This is a genomic window from Providencia sp. PROV003, from assembly GCF_045040775.1.
GTDB classification, from domain to species: Bacteria; Pseudomonadota; Gammaproteobacteria; order Enterobacterales; family Enterobacteriaceae; genus Providencia; species Providencia huashanensis.
The window spans coordinates 984,087-998,203 of record NZ_CP096369.1 but is presented as its reverse complement, the minus strand read 5'-3'; the positions used below and the strand labels follow the sequence as shown (position 1 = coordinate 998,203).

General features: G+C 41.1%; 20 protein-coding genes. 6 read left to right on the top strand and 14 right to left on the bottom strand.

Annotation, left to right across the window (positions count from 1 at the left end):
- The first annotated feature begins 89 nt into the window (after positions 1–89).
- Positions 90–635, top strand: a complete 546-nt coding sequence (locus M1F14_RS04510) for a gamma carbonic anhydrase family protein (protein WP_042847528.1) — start codon at positions 90–92, stop codon at positions 633–635.
- Here the strand turns inward: M1F14_RS04510 and M1F14_RS04505 are convergent.
- From M1F14_RS04505 to dprA, 5 genes are read right to left on the bottom strand one after another with little or no spacing between them, the layout of a single operon-like run.
- On the bottom strand, positions 611–871 hold the full coding sequence (locus tag M1F14_RS04505) for a DUF1488 domain-containing protein (RefSeq protein ID WP_181468833.1): 261 nt from the start codon (positions 869–871) through the stop codon (positions 611–613). The two genes, M1F14_RS04510 and M1F14_RS04505, sit on opposite strands and share 25 nt — an antisense overlap.
- Positions 868–1,686 carry a shikimate dehydrogenase gene (gene aroE / locus M1F14_RS04500; RefSeq protein ID WP_048605776.1) on the bottom strand — a complete coding sequence of 273 codons (819 nt, stop codon included), beginning with the start codon at positions 1,684–1,686 and terminating at the stop codon, positions 868–870. The genes M1F14_RS04505 and aroE overlap by 4 nt, the downstream gene beginning before the upstream one ends.
- Positions 1,687–1,691: 5 nt before the next feature.
- The gene (tsaC, locus tag M1F14_RS04495; RefSeq protein WP_042847531.1) at positions 1,692–2,261 is read right to left on the bottom strand and encodes an L-threonylcarbamoyladenylate synthase type 1 TsaC; all 570 of its coding nucleotides are present in this window, start codon (positions 2,259–2,261) and stop codon (positions 1,692–1,694) included.
- A 12-nt stretch (positions 2,262–2,273) separates the two neighbouring features.
- Positions 2,274–2,813 (bottom strand): type I DNA topoisomerase, encoded by a 540-nt coding sequence (locus M1F14_RS04490; protein ID WP_042847532.1) that lies wholly within the window; start codon positions 2,811–2,813, stop codon positions 2,274–2,276.
- Positions 2,814–2,843: 30 nt separating this feature from the next.
- Entirely contained in the window at positions 2,844–3,920 is a 1,077-nt protein-coding gene (gene dprA, locus M1F14_RS04485) for a DNA-processing protein DprA (protein WP_042847533.1), read from the bottom strand.
- 133 nt (positions 3,921–4,053) lie between these two features.
- Between dprA and def the strand changes: the two genes are divergently transcribed.
- The 5 genes from def to mscL all read left to right on the top strand — a co-directional run bounded on the left by def (position 4,054) and on the right by mscL (position 8,835).
- Positions 4,054–4,572, top strand: a complete 519-nt coding sequence (def, locus tag M1F14_RS04480) for a peptide deformylase (protein WP_042847534.1) — start codon at positions 4,054–4,056, stop codon at positions 4,570–4,572.
- Between the two features lie 32 nt (positions 4,573–4,604).
- Positions 4,605–5,552 carry a methionyl-tRNA formyltransferase gene (fmt, locus tag M1F14_RS04475; RefSeq protein WP_129467308.1) on the top strand — a complete coding sequence of 316 codons (948 nt, stop codon included), beginning with the start codon at positions 4,605–4,607 and terminating at the stop codon, positions 5,550–5,552.
- 68 nt (positions 5,553–5,620) lie between these two features.
- Positions 5,621–6,907: a 16S rRNA (cytosine(967)-C(5))-methyltransferase RsmB gene (gene rsmB / locus M1F14_RS04470; RefSeq protein ID WP_048605773.1), complete on the top strand. Its 1,287-nt coding sequence runs from the start codon at positions 5,621–5,623 to the stop codon at positions 6,905–6,907.
- A 33-nt stretch (positions 6,908–6,940) separates the two neighbouring features.
- Positions 6,941–8,317 (top strand): Trk system potassium transporter TrkA, encoded by a 1,377-nt coding sequence (gene trkA, locus M1F14_RS04465; protein ID WP_042847541.1) that lies wholly within the window; start codon positions 6,941–6,943, stop codon positions 8,315–8,317.
- Positions 8,318–8,424: 107 nt separating this feature from the next.
- Positions 8,425–8,835: a large-conductance mechanosensitive channel protein MscL gene (mscL, locus tag M1F14_RS04460; RefSeq protein ID WP_042847544.1), complete on the top strand. Its 411-nt coding sequence runs from the start codon at positions 8,425–8,427 to the stop codon at positions 8,833–8,835.
- Here mscL and M1F14_RS04455 read toward each other — a convergent pair whose 3' ends face one another.
- The 9 genes from M1F14_RS04455 to secY all read right to left on the bottom strand — a co-directional run bounded on the left by M1F14_RS04455 (position 8,836) and on the right by secY (position 14,115).
- Entirely contained in the window at positions 8,836–9,036 is a 201-nt protein-coding gene (locus M1F14_RS04455; protein WP_042847548.1) for an alternative ribosome-rescue factor A, read from the bottom strand. It abuts the gene before it with no gap.
- Positions 9,037–9,071: 35 nt separating this feature from the next.
- Positions 9,072–9,488: a Zn(2+)-responsive transcriptional regulator gene (zntR, locus tag M1F14_RS04450; RefSeq protein WP_042847794.1), complete on the bottom strand. Its 417-nt coding sequence runs from the start codon at positions 9,486–9,488 to the stop codon at positions 9,072–9,074.
- 135 nt (positions 9,489–9,623) lie between these two features.
- Positions 9,624–10,010 (bottom strand): 50S ribosomal protein L17, encoded by a 387-nt coding sequence (gene rplQ, locus M1F14_RS04445; protein ID WP_004907152.1) that lies wholly within the window; start codon positions 10,008–10,010, stop codon positions 9,624–9,626.
- A gap of 37 nt (positions 10,011–10,047) precedes the next feature.
- Positions 10,048–11,037 (bottom strand): DNA-directed RNA polymerase subunit alpha, encoded by a 990-nt coding sequence (locus M1F14_RS04440; RefSeq protein WP_004265491.1) that lies wholly within the window; start codon positions 11,035–11,037, stop codon positions 10,048–10,050.
- Between the two features lie 25 nt (positions 11,038–11,062).
- Complete coding sequence (rpsD, locus tag M1F14_RS04435; RefSeq protein WP_004265487.1) at positions 11,063–11,683, bottom strand: 30S ribosomal protein S4; 621 nt, start codon at positions 11,681–11,683, stop codon at positions 11,063–11,065.
- 35 nt (positions 11,684–11,718) lie between these two features.
- Positions 11,719–12,108, bottom strand: coding sequence for a 30S ribosomal protein S11 (gene rpsK, locus M1F14_RS04430; RefSeq protein WP_002919257.1), 390 nt, complete (start codon positions 12,106–12,108; stop codon positions 11,719–11,721).
- 16 nt (positions 12,109–12,124) lie between these two features.
- Positions 12,125–12,481, bottom strand: a complete 357-nt coding sequence (gene rpsM / locus M1F14_RS04425) for a 30S ribosomal protein S13 (protein WP_004907144.1) — start codon at positions 12,479–12,481, stop codon at positions 12,125–12,127.
- Between the two features lie 145 nt (positions 12,482–12,626).
- Positions 12,627–12,743 (bottom strand): 50S ribosomal protein L36, encoded by a 117-nt coding sequence (rpmJ, locus tag M1F14_RS04420; protein ID WP_071548716.1) that lies wholly within the window; start codon positions 12,741–12,743, stop codon positions 12,627–12,629.
- Between the two features lie 46 nt (positions 12,744–12,789).
- Positions 12,790–14,115 (bottom strand): preprotein translocase subunit SecY, encoded by a 1,326-nt coding sequence (gene secY / locus M1F14_RS04415; RefSeq protein WP_042847554.1) that lies wholly within the window; start codon positions 14,113–14,115, stop codon positions 12,790–12,792.
- Positions 14,116–14,117 lie beyond the last annotated feature (2 nt).

Here is a 14,117-nt window from a genome sequence, read left to right as displayed (position 1 = left end):
TTAATGAAACTTGTTAGGTACTCCCATTGTTGATGAACTAACTATTTTAGTTTCTAACCTTTATATTGATATTTTTAATGGTCATAGAAATGAACAAACTTTTACGCCCTTATCTAGGAATATCCCCTTCTGTCGAACCAAGTGTCTTTATTGACCCTTCCGCAGTTGTGATTGGAGATGTACGTTTAGCTAATGATGTTAGTATTTGGCCACTTTCAGTTTTACGTGGTGACGTAAATTATATATCTATCGGCGCAAGGACTAACATTCAGGATGGTTGTGTTTTGCATGTTACTCATAAATCAAGTAGCAATCCTACTGGTAACCCGCTAATCATTGGTGAAGATGTCACCGTAGGTCATAAAGTGATGCTACATGGGTGTACTATAGGAAATAGAGTGCTAGTTGGAATGGGCTCAATTATCATTGATGGGGCTATCATCGAAGATGATGTCGTTATTGGTGCTAACAGTTTAGTGACTCAAGGGAAAAGACTCGAATCTGGCTACTTATATACGGGAAGCCCAGCAAAAGCCATCCGAAAATTGACTGATGCTGAGTTAGGCCATTTGCGTTATTCAGCAAACAACTATGTCGAATGGAAAAACAACTATTTAGCCTCTGATAATACGTAAAGCCCATATGCGCCATCGTGGCCTTGTTCAATCAAGGCTTCAAACTCTTCTTCTATATCCCATCGATGCTGCTGAAATAACCTCAGAGGAGTTTCTTCTTTACCATAGCGTTGAAACAATAATGACTGAGGAACTGCACATTCAGCAAGCATTCCGCTAATCAATACAGGAAAACGTACTTGCTTGGATAATTCATCCCACTCTTCTCTATCAGGAAATTGAATTTGCTGGTTCACCCTTTCAACTCCTTATATAAAGCAGATAGAACTGGCGTAATTTCAGGGAGAACACCATGCCATAGCTTAAAAGAAAATGCAGCTTGCCCTACAAGCATACCAAGGCCATCCGCTATTTTTGTCACCTGATGTTCACATGCAAAAGATAAAAATGGCGTCAATGTAGATTGATAAAACATATCGTAACAAGCAACTTGTTTGGTAAATATCAGTGAGTTTATTGTCGGGATATCACCACTTACACCCGATGAAGTTGCATTAATAATTAGATCAAAATCAGGAGAGTTGATCTGTTCGATCTGCATCCCTTTTATGTTACCTAGTGAAGAAAACTCATTAACTAATGTTTCTACTTTGGCATACGTTCTATTCGTTAGAGTAATGTTACATCCATATTCCAAGAGGGGGAGTAGCGCTCCCCGAGTTGCCCCACCAGCTCCGATCATTAGTATCTTGCTATTCGGGTGAATAAATTCTAAGCGTTGGAGGTCTAACAATAGGCCCATGCCATCGGTATTATCACCAAGCAGGCGGTTATCATCTAACTTCATCACAGTATTAACTGCGCCACAGGCTTGGGCTCTTTCCGTTAACTCAGAAACAAGCTGATATGCCCTTTCTTTAAATGGCAAAGTAATGTTTGCACCTTTCCCCCCCTGAGAAAAAAATTCGGCTAAACTGAGCTCAAAGTTATCTACAGGCGCTAAAATTTTTTCGTATTCAAGTAGTATACCTGTTTGCTCCGCAAACATTTTATGTATAGATGGTGATTTACTGTGTTGAATCGGGTTACCAAAAACCGCAAACATTTCCATGAACATTACCCTTTACGATACAATTGACCCGTTTTAGCATCCCTAATTTCAGATGGGTTTTGGCGACCGCCAACCACCCCATCCAAAACAGGAATACTTTTGTTGAATTGAGCAATAACCTCATTTGTTGTTCTACATGGCTCTAGCCCACTTAAATTAGCGCTTGTAGACACCAACGGTTTACCATATTCACGACATAATTTTTTTACTAACTCGTGAGTAGTAACCCTCACCGCTAAAGTATCAAATCGGCCAGTTAACCACTTTGGTGTAGAGGCTTTCGCGGGGATCACCCAGGTTACAGGGCCCGGCCAAGTTGCGAACATCGCTTGCTTTTGTTCTTCCGTGAGTTGTTTATCATCAACATAGTCTTTTAATTGTTCGTAACTATCAGCAATCAGAATTAAACCTTTCTCCCAAGGGCGTTGCTTTAGTTCTAATAACTTGTTGACTGCATTTTCGTTATCAGGGTCGCAACCTAATCCAAAAACAGCTTCCGTTGGATAGGCAATAACTTCCCCTTTTTGTAATGAAACAATAATACTTTCAATTGCAGGTGTAGATTTATTTGGCATAATTTTAACTCGTTATTCTTCTTGTTGCTTACCGCAACGTTTACTGGCACAAAATAATCTTACTCCTTGTCCCCCCTTTTTTTCCATCAATAATGGATATTCACAATACAAACATTTACCAGTCACAGGTTTATTATTTAATATAAACTGACAGTTAGGGTAATTATCACAAGCATAAAAAGTCTTCCCAAAACGGGATTTTCTTTGCAATAAATTTCCTTTTTGGCATTGTGGGCATGGAATTTTAGTTTCATCCGGCTTATCAATTAGCTCAATATGTTCACACTCAGGGTAGTTACTACAACCTATGAACATGCCAAATCGGCCTTGTTTCAGCACTAAATCATGACCACATTTCGGACAAGATTGCCCGTCTAAAACTTTAATGATATGGCTTTCCACCATTGCCCTAAGTGGACGCATATAATTGCACTGAGGATAACTTGAGCAACCTAAAAAAGGGCCGTGTGTACTATTACGGATCACCAATATAGAGTTACATTCTGGGCAATATTCATTTTTTTCTGTATCAAAAGGCAGCTGTTTCGACATATCATTCTCTACTTTCTTTAGCCGATAAAGCTAAGTTAATCTAATATACCCACCAGCACTTGAGCAAATCACTCCATTAATTTCCATTTCAGTTAAAATAGAAATCACTTGAGTGATTGGGACTTGTGTTTGTTCTGCAATCACATCTACTGGTGTAGGTTTGTACCCCACCATACCTAAAATTTTATTTTCTACCACATTAAACTCAAGTGGGTTTTCATTTATAGGTAACTCCGTTTGAATCCAATTTAACCCATCAACTAAATGCTGCAAAACATCATTTGGTTCTATTAATAAATAAGCCCCCTGTTGTAATAACCAATGATTCCCTCCAAACGCAGGGTTACCTAATGGAGCAGGTAATGTAAAAAGATCACGATTTTGTTCAATTGCATATCGCGCTGTTATTAATGAACCACTTTTCATACCTGCCTCTATCACAACAACTGCTTTACTTAACCCGCTAATGATACGATTTCGCTGCGGAAACTGCTTGGGTAATGGGGGAGTGCTAGGCCAGTATTCGGAAATTAGTGCCCCATTCATTTTAATATGCTCAGCTAACCCATAATGTTGTTTTGGATAAATATTTTCTAGACCACTTCCCAGAACTGCGATGGTTTTACCATCATTGTCAAGCGCAGCTTTGTGGCTTATTCCATCAATACCGATTGCAAGCCCACTCGTGATAGTCACCCCATGCTGCACAAAGTCTTTAGTAAATATATTGGTCCATTTTCGACCATATTCGCTAGCTTGCCGGCTACCAATTAAAGCAACCTGTGGCGTTGCTAACAATTCACTTTGCCCCACCACAAAAAGTAATAGGGGAGGACGATAAATTTGCTTTAAGAGATGTGGGTAATTAGGGTCAAGATAAGTAATTAATTGATGATTTTGATTAGCGAGCCATTTTTGTACTTTTTCGATTCGATTCATTGGAACATGAAGAAATTGCAATTGCTGCATCTCATTCAGACCACAGTCTCGTAAGGCTTGATGACTAACCTTATCTAACAGTGTTAACTCATTAACTATTTTTACTGCACGCTGAGGTAATAGCTTTTTTACCTGTGACATTCTCAGCCAGATTTCTTGAGTATTCATTTTGTCATCCTGACTAAATTAGTAAATAGGTTCTTCAGTGAACAAATGATAACCAATACTGTCAATATGACGGAGAAATGTCTAGAATAGTCATTAATTCCCATTCACTTTTTGGAAACTGCTCGAAAAATTTATGTCAGTCTTAAACGTGTTACATTACCCAGACGAACGCTTACGCACAATTGCTAAGCCGGTCGAAAAAGTTGATGCCTCTATTCAGCGCATCATTGATGATATGTTCGATACCATGTATGAAGAAGAAGGTATTGGGCTCGCAGCAACACAAGTCGATATCCACCAGCGTATTATTGTTATTGATGTTTCTGAAACCCGTGATGAACGTCTAGTACTTATTAACCCTGAATTATTAGATAAATCAGGAGAAACTGGTATCGAAGAGGGTTGTCTTTCTATTCCTGAACAGCATGGGTTTGTGCCGCGAGCAGAGCAAGTAAAAGTTAAGGCTTTAGATTACAACGGAGAATCTTTTGAGCTTGAAGCGGATGGTTTATTAGCTATTTGTATCCAACATGAAATGGATCACCTTGTTGGTAAGCTGTTTGTTGATTATTTATCCCCTTTAAAACGTCAACGCATCCGCCAAAAAGTTGAAAAACTGGATAGACAAAGAGCAAAAGAGGCTAAAAAATAGCTAGTTTGGTAACTATAAACAGGGAAATTAACGTGTCAGAACCATTAAAAATTATCTTTGCGGGTACTCCGGATTTTGCTGCTAAACATTTAGCCGCGCTTTTAGAAACGAATCACCAAATTGTTGGTGTACTTACTCGCCACGATAAACCTGCGGGTAGAGGGAAAAAACTAACACCAAGTCCGGTTAAAGTTCTAGCTGAAGAGCACCAACTTCCTGTTTTTCAACCTGTATCGCTTCGAGATGCTGAAAATCAACAATGGATCAAAGAAAGAAATGCAGACCTAATGATCGTCGTTGCCTATGGGTTAATTCTGCCACAAGCTGTTTTAGATATTCCTCGTTTAGGCTGCCTAAATGTTCACGGCTCTTTACTACCTCGTTGGCGAGGAGCTGCTCCTATTCAACGTTCTATTTGGGCTGGCGATGCTGAAACGGGCGTCACTATTATGCAAATGGATGCAGGTTTAGACACAGGTGATATGCTTTATAAGGCAATTTGCCCGATTACCCCCCACGATACAAGTGCTACATTGTATGAAAAGCTAGCGATAACTGGTCCACAAGCATTGATCCATACCGTAGATATGTTGTCGTTAGGCCAATGTGTCCCAGAAAAGCAGGATGATTCGCTGGCTAATTATGCCGAAAAATTATCTAAGGAAGAAGCGCGTATTGATTGGCAACAAGATGCCAGCCACATCGAACGCTGTATCCGCGCATTTAACCCTTGGCCTATGAGTCATTTTACGGTTGAAGAGCAGCTAATCAAAGTATGGCAAGCTGAAGTAATCTCTGGGACTCACAATAAACAGCCAGGAACAATCATTAGCGCCGATAAAAAAGGGATAAGCATTGCCACGGGTAATGGCATACTGAATATCACTCAGTTACAACCACCAGGCAAAAAAGCAATGAGTGCGCAAGATATACTAAACTCCCGTCGTGAATGGTTTACTCCAGAGCAAATTCTAGATTAATAAATCTGTAAACTGCCTGATATCATCAGGCAGTTTTATTTTAGCAACTACAAAGTTCATCTTCTTTTATGAAAAATACATATAATTTGCGAAGTATCGCAGCAACAGCAATCAGTCAAGTTCTTGATAATGGACAATCCTTAAATACTGTGTTGCCCGATTTACAACGCAATATCAATGATAAAGATAAAGCACTATTACAAGAGATTTGTTTTGGTGTCTTACGTTACTTACCTAAACTAGAATGGTTCATTGGCCAGCTTATGGAAAAACCATTAACAGGTAAGCAAAGAGCGCTTCACTACCTCATCATGGTGGGTATTTATCAACTTCTTTATACTCGAATTCCGGCGCATGCCGCATTGGCGGAAACAGTCAATGGCGCTGTTGCCTTAAAACGCCCACAACTAAAAGGGCTGGTTAATGGGGTTTTGCGTTCATTCCAGCGCCAACAAACACAATTAGAAGAACGCATTGCTAACAACAATAGCCAGTATTTACATCCGAGTTGGTTATTGAAACGCATACAAAATGCCTATCCTGATGAATGGCAATCAATCACAGATGCAAATAACCAACGCCCACCTATGTGGTTAAGGGTCAACTCTCAGCACCATACCGCAACTCAATATCTTGATTTACTCAAACAGGCTGACATAGCTGCGGATGTACATGCCACGCATACCAGTGCTATTCGTTTGCATGAACCAACCGCAGTTTCTAAACTACCGGGCTTTGAAGAAGGTTGGTGTACAGTGCAAGATGTGTCCGCTCAAGGTTGTGCTGAACTATTACAACCCCAAGATGGTGAAAGCATCCTAGATTTATGTGCAGCACCTGGTGGGAAAACAACACATATTTTAGAGTTAGCGCCAAAAGCGAAAGTACTCGCGGTCGATATTGATGATGCTCGCCTTAAAAGGGTAAAAGAAAATCTAACACGGCTACAACAACATGCAACAGTTGTTCAAGGTGATGGTACTCAACCAGAAAAATGGGCGAAAGAACAGCAATTTGACCGCATTTTACTAGATGCACCTTGCTCTGCAACCGGTGTAATAAGGCGCCATCCTGATATTAAATGGCTACGCCGTGATACTGATATCAATGAACTTGCACAGCTACAGGCTCAAATACTTGAAGCTATTTGGCCTTATTTAAAACCAGGCGGGACTTTGCTATATGCGACTTGTTCAATTATGCCTGAAGAAAACAGCCAGCAAATAGAAAATTTCCTAACTAAGCATACTGATGCATGCCTAAATGATGGAACCAAATTAGGGTTACAAATATTGCCAACTACCGATGGTGGTGATGGCTTTTTTTATGCACGCTTAATAAAAAAAGTACAATAATAAGTCGTTAATTACCTGATATAGGAATATGCAATGAAGATCATTATTCTAGGCGCTGGGCAAGTTGGTGGGACTCTTGCTGAAAATTTAGTTGATGAGAACAATGATATTACAGTAGTTGATACAGACGGAGATCGCCTACGTCAGCTACAAGATCAGTTTGATCTGCGTGTCGTTAATGGCCATGGTTCTCATCCTAGAGTCCTTCGTGATGCTGGAGCCGAAGACGCAGACATGCTAGTTGCCGTCACTAACTCTGACGAAACAAATATGATTGCTTGCCAAATTGCATATAGCCTATTTAATACACCTAATAAAATTGCTCGTATTAGGGCAACCGAATATATTCGTGAAGCGGATAAGCTCTTTCTACCTGAACAGATCCCTATTGATTATTTGATATCGCCAGAGCAGTTAGTGATAGATTACATTTATAAATTAATCCAATATCCAGGTGCGCTCCAGGTCGTTAATTTTGCGGAAGGTAAAGTCAGCATTGTGGCAGTAAAAGCCTATTATGGGGGATCACTTGTAGGCAACGCCTTATCCAGTTTACGTGAACACATGCCTCATATCGATACTCGTGTCGTGGCAATATTTCGTCAAGACAGACCAATCCGCCCACAAGGCTCAACTATTATTGAAGCGGGTGATGAGGTATTTTTCGTCGCTTCAACACAACATATCAGAGCAGTCATGAGTGAACTACAAAGACTGGAAAAACCTTATAAACGTTTAATGATTGTTGGCGGTGGTAATGTTGGTGCAGGTTTAGCTAGAAGGCTTGAAAAAGACTACAGTGTAAAATTAATTGAGCGAAACCAACAACGTGCAACAGAACTTGCTGAGTTATTGCATGATACTATCGTTTTTTATGGTGATGCATCTGATCAAGAGTTACTAACGGAAGAACACATTGAACAGATGGATGTATTTATTGCTCTTACAAATGACGATGAAGCTAATATTATGTCTGCCATGCTAGCAAAAAAGATGGGCGCTAAAAAAGCAATGGTACTTATTCAACGCTCAGCTTATGTTGAACTTGTGCAAGGTGGGGTTATTGATATTGCAATTTCACCACAGCAAGCGACAATTTCAGCTTTATTAAGTCATGTGAGAAAAGCCGATATTGTGAATGTTTCATCATTAAGAAGAGGTGTTGCTGAAGCAATCGAAGCAATTGCACACGGCGATGAGAATACATCTAAAGTTGTTGGTAAAAAAATATCAGAGATTAAACTTCCGCCAGGTACAATTATTGGGGCAATAGTTCGCGAAGAAGAAGTAATTATTGCTAGCGATTACCATATTATTGAACAAGGCGACCATGTCATCATGTTTATTACAGATAAAAAACATGTCCCTGATGTTGAAAAACTATTCCAGCCAAGTCCATTCTTTTTATAAAAAATAAAAATGTATAAATATTTGTAGCTTATTAATTCTAGCGACTATAATTTATTAACCTAATACACATTTTGTTTCAATTAAGGTATTTATTAAGGGGTCGTCGAATGAGCTTTTTAAAAGATTTCCGTGAATTTGCCATGAAAGGCAATGTAGTAGATATGGCTGTCGGTATTATTATTGGTGCTGCTTTCGGTAAAATTGTATCTTCTCTAGTTGCTGATGTCATCATGCCTCCACTAGGTTTAATCATCGGAGGTGTTGATTTCAAATCATTTAGTATTGTTCTAAAAGAAGCGCAAGGTGACTTACCAGCCGTAGTACTTAATTATGGGATGTTTTTACAAACTGTATTTGACTTTATTATTGTCGCCTTTGCTATTTTTATGGCAATTAAAGCAATGAATAAAGTTCGCCGTGCAAAAGAAGCTGCTCCAGCTGAGCCTGCACCACCATCAACTGAAGAAGTCTTATTATCAGAAATTCGTGATTTATTAAAAGAACAGAATAAAAAATAACTAAAAGGCCAGTGGTAATAAGTAAATAAACCTATTACCACTGGCCTCCCAGTTACCTGCCTTATTATTTTTCCCTTTTCTTGTATAACTTCCTTTACCTTTTTTATTTTTCTCAACTCTTTGACGAAATAATGGGTCATGAAGTAATGCTACAATTGCATTATCTTTAATCTCACCACGCTTATGTTGATATTTACTCATGATATACCTTCATATAATTAGTGGGTTTTATATCCTTAATAAACTTTAGAAGCACCTTTTTCTAAAATCTCCATAATTGAACAATAGGTTGTTGCATGTTCCTCACCACAACATGCTGAGCTAAGCATCTTCAGTGAATCGCGCATAATAATAAGCTCTTGTATTTTTTTTTCAACTTCTAGTAACCTAACATCAACAATTTGCTTGGATTCTTGGCATGTATGATGTTCCGGATCAACTCTTATTGAAAGTAACTCTGCAATAGCATCCAAAGTAAACCCTAACTGTTTTGCATAGCGAATAAAGCGTAATCGCTGCAAATCCTGTTCTGTAAATAGTCGATAGCCACCTTCAGTTCTTATTTTATGTCCCATCAAACCTTGTTTCTCATAAAAACGGATGGTGTCTGGAGTGACATCAGCTAATTTAGCTATTTCGCCAATCTTATACATACTCATGAACGCTTACCTATAAATAAGGGTTAACAACAAAAAATTCAAGAGCACAAAATCTGCTTTGGAAAAGTAAGAATAGCAGGTACAAAAAAACCGGGCAATATACCCGGTTTTCTTGAAAGCGACGACAGATTACTCTGCTGCTGCTTCTTGAGACTCAACAGCACGGTCAACAAGCTCGATGTAAGCCATCGGAGCATTGTCACCTGTGCGGTAGCCACACTTAAGAATACGAGTGTAACCACCTGCACGAGCTGCGAAACGAGGTCCCAGTTCATTAAATAATTTTGCAACGATCTCGTTATCACGAGTACGTGCGAATGCCAGACGACGATTAGCTACGCTGTCGGTCTTGGCAAGAGTAATCAGCGGCTCAACGACGCGACGCAGTTCTTTCGCTTTAGGCAGAGTCGTCTTGATGATCTCATGACGAACTAAAGAACCAGCCATGTTACGGAACATAGCTTGGCGGTGGCTGCTGTTGCGGTTCAATTGACGACCACTCTTACGATGGCGCATGACCTTATCCTTCTCAGTAAAACCTTAACCTGTGATCTTAATCATCAGCAATACTTGCTGGTGGCCAATTTTCTAAGCGCATGCCCAGAGAAAGACCACGAGATGCCAAGACGTCCTTAATTTCAGTAAGAGATTTCTTACCGAGGTTAGGCGTTTTAAGCAACTCAACTTCTGTACGCTGTACCAGATCACCGATGTAGTGGATAGCTTCTGCTTTGAGGCAGTTAGCAGAGCGGACAGTCAATTCCAGATCGTCAACTGGGCGCAGTAAGATAGGATCGAATTCTGGCTTCTCTTCTTTAACTTCCGGTTGACGTACATCACGTAAATCAACGAATGCTTCAAGTTGTTCAGCTAGAATGGTCGCTGCACGGCGAATCGCCTCTTCAGGATCGATTGTACCGTTAGTTTCCATTTCAATAACTAACTTATCCAAGTCCGTACGTTGCTCAACACGAGCTGCTTCAACATTATAGGCAATACGCTCTACTGGGCTGTAGCAAGCATCGACTAACAAACGACCGATTGGGCGCTCATCTTCTTCCGAATGAACTCGGGCAGAAGCCGGCACATAACCACGACCACGCTGTACTTTAATTCGCATATTAATAGATGCGCTTTCGTCAGTCAGGTGGCAGATGATGTGCTGTGGCTTGACGATTTCGACATCACCATCATGGATGATGTCGGCTGCAGTCACAGGGCCAATGCCAGATTTATTCAAGGTTAAAATAACTTCATCTTTCCCCTGAACTTTTACCGCCAGCCCTTTCAGGTTGAGGAGAATCTCCAGGATATCTTCCTGTACACCTTCTTTGGTGCTGTACTCATGCAGTACACCATCAATCTCAACCTCTGTCACCGCACAACCCGGCATAGACGAAAGCAGAATACGGCGCAGTGCGTTACCAAGAGTATGGCCAAAGCCACGCTCTAAAGGCTCAAGGGTCACCTTAGCGTGCGTCGAACTCACTTGCTCGATATCTACCAGGCGCGGTTTTAGAAACTCTGTCACAGAACCCTGCATTGTGTCCTCTCTTTGGTGCTAAGCTTTACTTGGAGTAAAGCTCGACGATCAGGTGTTCGTTAATGTCCGCAGACAAGTCAGTACGTTCAGGAATACGTTTGAACACACCTTCCATTTTAGCAGCATCAACTTCCAGCCAAGTTGGCTTCTCACGCTGTTCAGCCAGCTCTAAAGCAGCCTTAATACGAGACTGTTTTTTAGCTTTCTCACGAACGCTGATAACGTCATTCGGGGAAACCTGATAAGAAGCGATATTAACTACGCGACCATTTACCATGATAGCCTTATGGCTAACCATTTGACGTGCTTCTGCGCGAGTTGCGCCAAAGCCCATACGGTAAACTACGTTATCAAGACGGCCTTCCAGCAAAGTCAGCAGGTTTTCACCTGTGTTGCCTTTCAGACGTGTTGCTTCTTTATAATAGTTACGGAATTGACGCTCCAGAACACCGTAGATACGACGAACTTTTTGTTTTTCACGTAACTGAACACCATAGTCAGACAGACGCGGTTTACGCGCTCCGTGCTGGCCTGGTGCCTGTTCTAATTTACACTTGGTGTCAATCGCGCGAACACCAGACTTCAGAAAGAGGTCTGTTCCTTCGCGACGGCTCAGCTTGAGCTTAGGACCCAAATATCTAGCCATTTTCTTTCTCCAACAGTCCTAAAAAACGATACGTATTAAACGCGACGTTTTTTCGGTGGGCGACAACCGTTATGAGGGATAGGAGTCACATCAGTAATATTAGTGATGCGAAAACCTGCGGCGTTCAGAGCACGAATTGTTGATTCGCGACCCGGACCCGGTCCCTTAACCATAACTTCCAAGTTTTTAATTCCGTATTCTTTCACAGCTTCTGCGCAACGCTCTGCTGCAACCTGAGCTGCAAACGGAGTGGATTTGCGAGAACCACGGAAACCGGAACCACCGGCAGTTGCCCAACCTAATGCGTTACCTTGACGATCAGTAATAGTAACGATTGTGTTGTTGAAAGAAGCATGGATATGAGCCACACCGTCTGAGACTTGTTTTCTTACACGCTTACGTGCACGAATTGGTGCCTTTGCCATTATTCAGTACCCCGACTTATTTCTTGATCGGCTTACGCGGACCCTTGCGGGTACGAGCGTTAGTCTTAGTACGCTGTCCGCGCACAGGAAGACCACGACGATGACGTAAACCACGGTAACAACCAAGGTCCATTAGACGCTTGATGCTCAGGGTAATTTCACGACGTAGGTCACCTTCTACAACATACTTGGCAACTTCGTCACGCAGCTTGTCGATTTGTTCTTCAGACAGTTCACTGATCTTAACATTTTCAGCAATACCAGTTGCTTCACAGATAGCCTGTGAACGTGTTTTGCCGATTCCGAAAATCGATGTTAAAGCGATTACGGTATGTTTATGATCAGGAATGTTAATGCCTGCTATACGGGCCACTATGCACTCCTAAGTTAAAATATACATTACTGTGCTGAAAAGCCCGTTTTCAGGATACTCAAACAATAATGTATCTTAGATAAAAAAGATTGGCTGGCTAATTTAGCCAGCTCAACCCAACTTTGCAAGAAAAAAATGCTTTTTCTTAGCCTTGACGTTGTTTATGTCTTGGCTCAACACTGCAAATTACACGAACGCTACCATTGCGACGGATAACTTTGCAGTTACGGCATAATTTCTTGACGGAAGCACGAACTTTCATTTTTACTCTCCGTAACTTCTAAGCAAACCATAATCACACAGAGTGATTATTTACCTTTCAGGTTTGCTTTCTTCAATGCAGACTCATACTGACTTGACATCATCAGAGTTTGCACTTGAGCCATAAAGTCCATGATAACAACAACCACGATTAAGAGGGAAGTACCACCAAAGTAAAAAGGTACTTTCATTGCGTCACGCATGAACTCCGGGATTAGGCAGATGAAGGTAATATATAATGCGCCAACTAATGTCAAGCGAGTCATTACCTTATCAATGTACTTGGCCGTTTGCTCTCCCGGACGAATTCCTGGTACAAATGCACCGGACTTCTTCAGGTTATCTGCTGTTTCTCTTGGGTTGAAAACCAACGCCGTATAGAAGAAACAGAAGAAGATGATCGCAGATGCATAAAGCAACACATATAACGGTTGACCAGGCTGCAAATACATAGAAATAGTCGTCAGCCAGTCCCAGCCAGTTCCATCACCAAACCAAGAAGCTATTGTACCCGGGAATAGTATGATACTGGAAGCAAAAATTGCAGGAATTACACCCGCCATATTCACTTTTAACGGTAAATGTGTACTTTGTGCTGCATAAACACGGCGCCCCTGCTGACGTTTAGCGTAATTAACGACAATACGACGTTGACCACGTTCCATAAACACAACAAAGAAAGTAACCGCGAATACTAATACTGCAACCAACAGCAACAGGAGGAAGTGCAGGTCGCCTTGCCGAGCTTGCTCGATGGTATGGCCAATAGCCGGCGGTAACCCCGCAACAATACCAGCGAAGATAATGATAGAGATACCGTTACCAATACCTCTTTCAGTTATCTGTTCACCTAACCACATTAAGAACATTGTCCCTGTGACTAAGCTAACAACAGCCGTAAAGTAGAATGGAAGACCCGGATCAATAACCAATCCTTGCATCCCTGGCATATTCGGTAGACCCATTGCAATACCAATAGATTGGAATATTGCTAATACCAGAGTACCCCAACGAGTATATTGGCTTATCTTCCGACGACCTGCTTCTCCTTCCTTCTTAATCTCTGCTAATCGTGGATTAACCACAGATAATAATTGGATGATGATCGACGCCGAGATATACGGCATGATCCCCAAAGCAAAGATAGAAGCACGGCTAAGAGCACCACCAGAGAACATGTTAAACATTTCAATGATGGTGCCTTGTTGCTGTTCGAGCAATTTGGCAAGCACAGTGGCATCAATACCAGGGATTGGAATAAAAGAACCAATTCGGAATACAATTAGCGCACCAATTACAAACAAAAGTCTGCGTTTAAGTTCGCCAGTTCCACCCTTGGCACTTTGAAAATCTAATCCTGGTTGTTTAGCCATCT

Bases quoted from the DNA above. Each gene is read 5' to 3' on its own strand.
- M1F14_RS04510 (WP_042847528.1), top strand. From the start codon at position 90: ATGAACAAACTTTTACGCCCTTATCTAGGAATATCCCCTTCTGTCGAA.
- aroE (WP_048605776.1), bottom strand. From the start codon at position 1,686: ATGGAAATGTTTGCGGTTTTTGGTAACCCGATTCAACACAGTAAATCA.
- tsaC (WP_042847531.1), bottom strand. From the start codon at position 2,261: ATGCCAAATAAATCTACACCTGCAATTGAAAGTATTATTGTTTCATTA.
- M1F14_RS04490 (WP_042847532.1), bottom strand. From the start codon at position 2,813: ATGTCGAAACAGCTGCCTTTTGATACAGAAAAAAATGAATATTGCCCA.
- dprA (WP_042847533.1), bottom strand. From the start codon at position 3,920: ATGAATACTCAAGAAATCTGGCTGAGAATGTCACAGGTAAAAAAGCTA.
- def (WP_042847534.1), top strand. From the start codon at position 4,054: ATGTCAGTCTTAAACGTGTTACATTACCCAGACGAACGCTTACGCACA.
- rsmB (WP_048605773.1), top strand. From the start codon at position 5,621: ATGAAAAATACATATAATTTGCGAAGTATCGCAGCAACAGCAATCAGT.
- trkA (WP_042847541.1), top strand. From the start codon at position 6,941: ATGAAGATCATTATTCTAGGCGCTGGGCAAGTTGGTGGGACTCTTGCT.
- mscL (WP_042847544.1), top strand. From the start codon at position 8,425: ATGAGCTTTTTAAAAGATTTCCGTGAATTTGCCATGAAAGGCAATGTA.
- M1F14_RS04455 (WP_042847548.1), bottom strand. From the start codon at position 9,036: ATGAGTAAATATCAACATAAGCGTGGTGAGATTAAAGATAATGCAATT.
- zntR (WP_042847794.1), bottom strand. From the start codon at position 9,488: ATGTATAAGATTGGCGAAATAGCTAAATTAGCTGATGTCACTCCAGAC.
- rplQ (WP_004907152.1), bottom strand. From the start codon at position 10,010: ATGCGCCATCGTAAGAGTGGTCGTCAATTGAACCGCAACAGCAGCCAC.
- M1F14_RS04440 (WP_004265491.1), bottom strand. From the start codon at position 11,037: ATGCAGGGTTCTGTGACAGAGTTTCTAAAACCGCGCCTGGTAGATATC.
- rpsD (WP_004265487.1), bottom strand. From the start codon at position 11,683: ATGGCTAGATATTTGGGTCCTAAGCTCAAGCTGAGCCGTCGCGAAGGA.
- rpsK (WP_002919257.1), bottom strand. From the start codon at position 12,108: ATGGCAAAGGCACCAATTCGTGCACGTAAGCGTGTAAGAAAACAAGTC.
- rpmJ (WP_071548716.1), bottom strand. From the start codon at position 12,743: ATGAAAGTTCGTGCTTCCGTCAAGAAATTATGCCGTAACTGCAAAGTT.
- secY (WP_042847554.1), bottom strand. From the start codon at position 14,115: ATGGCTAAACAACCAGGATTAGATTTTCAAAGTGCCAAGGGTGGAACT.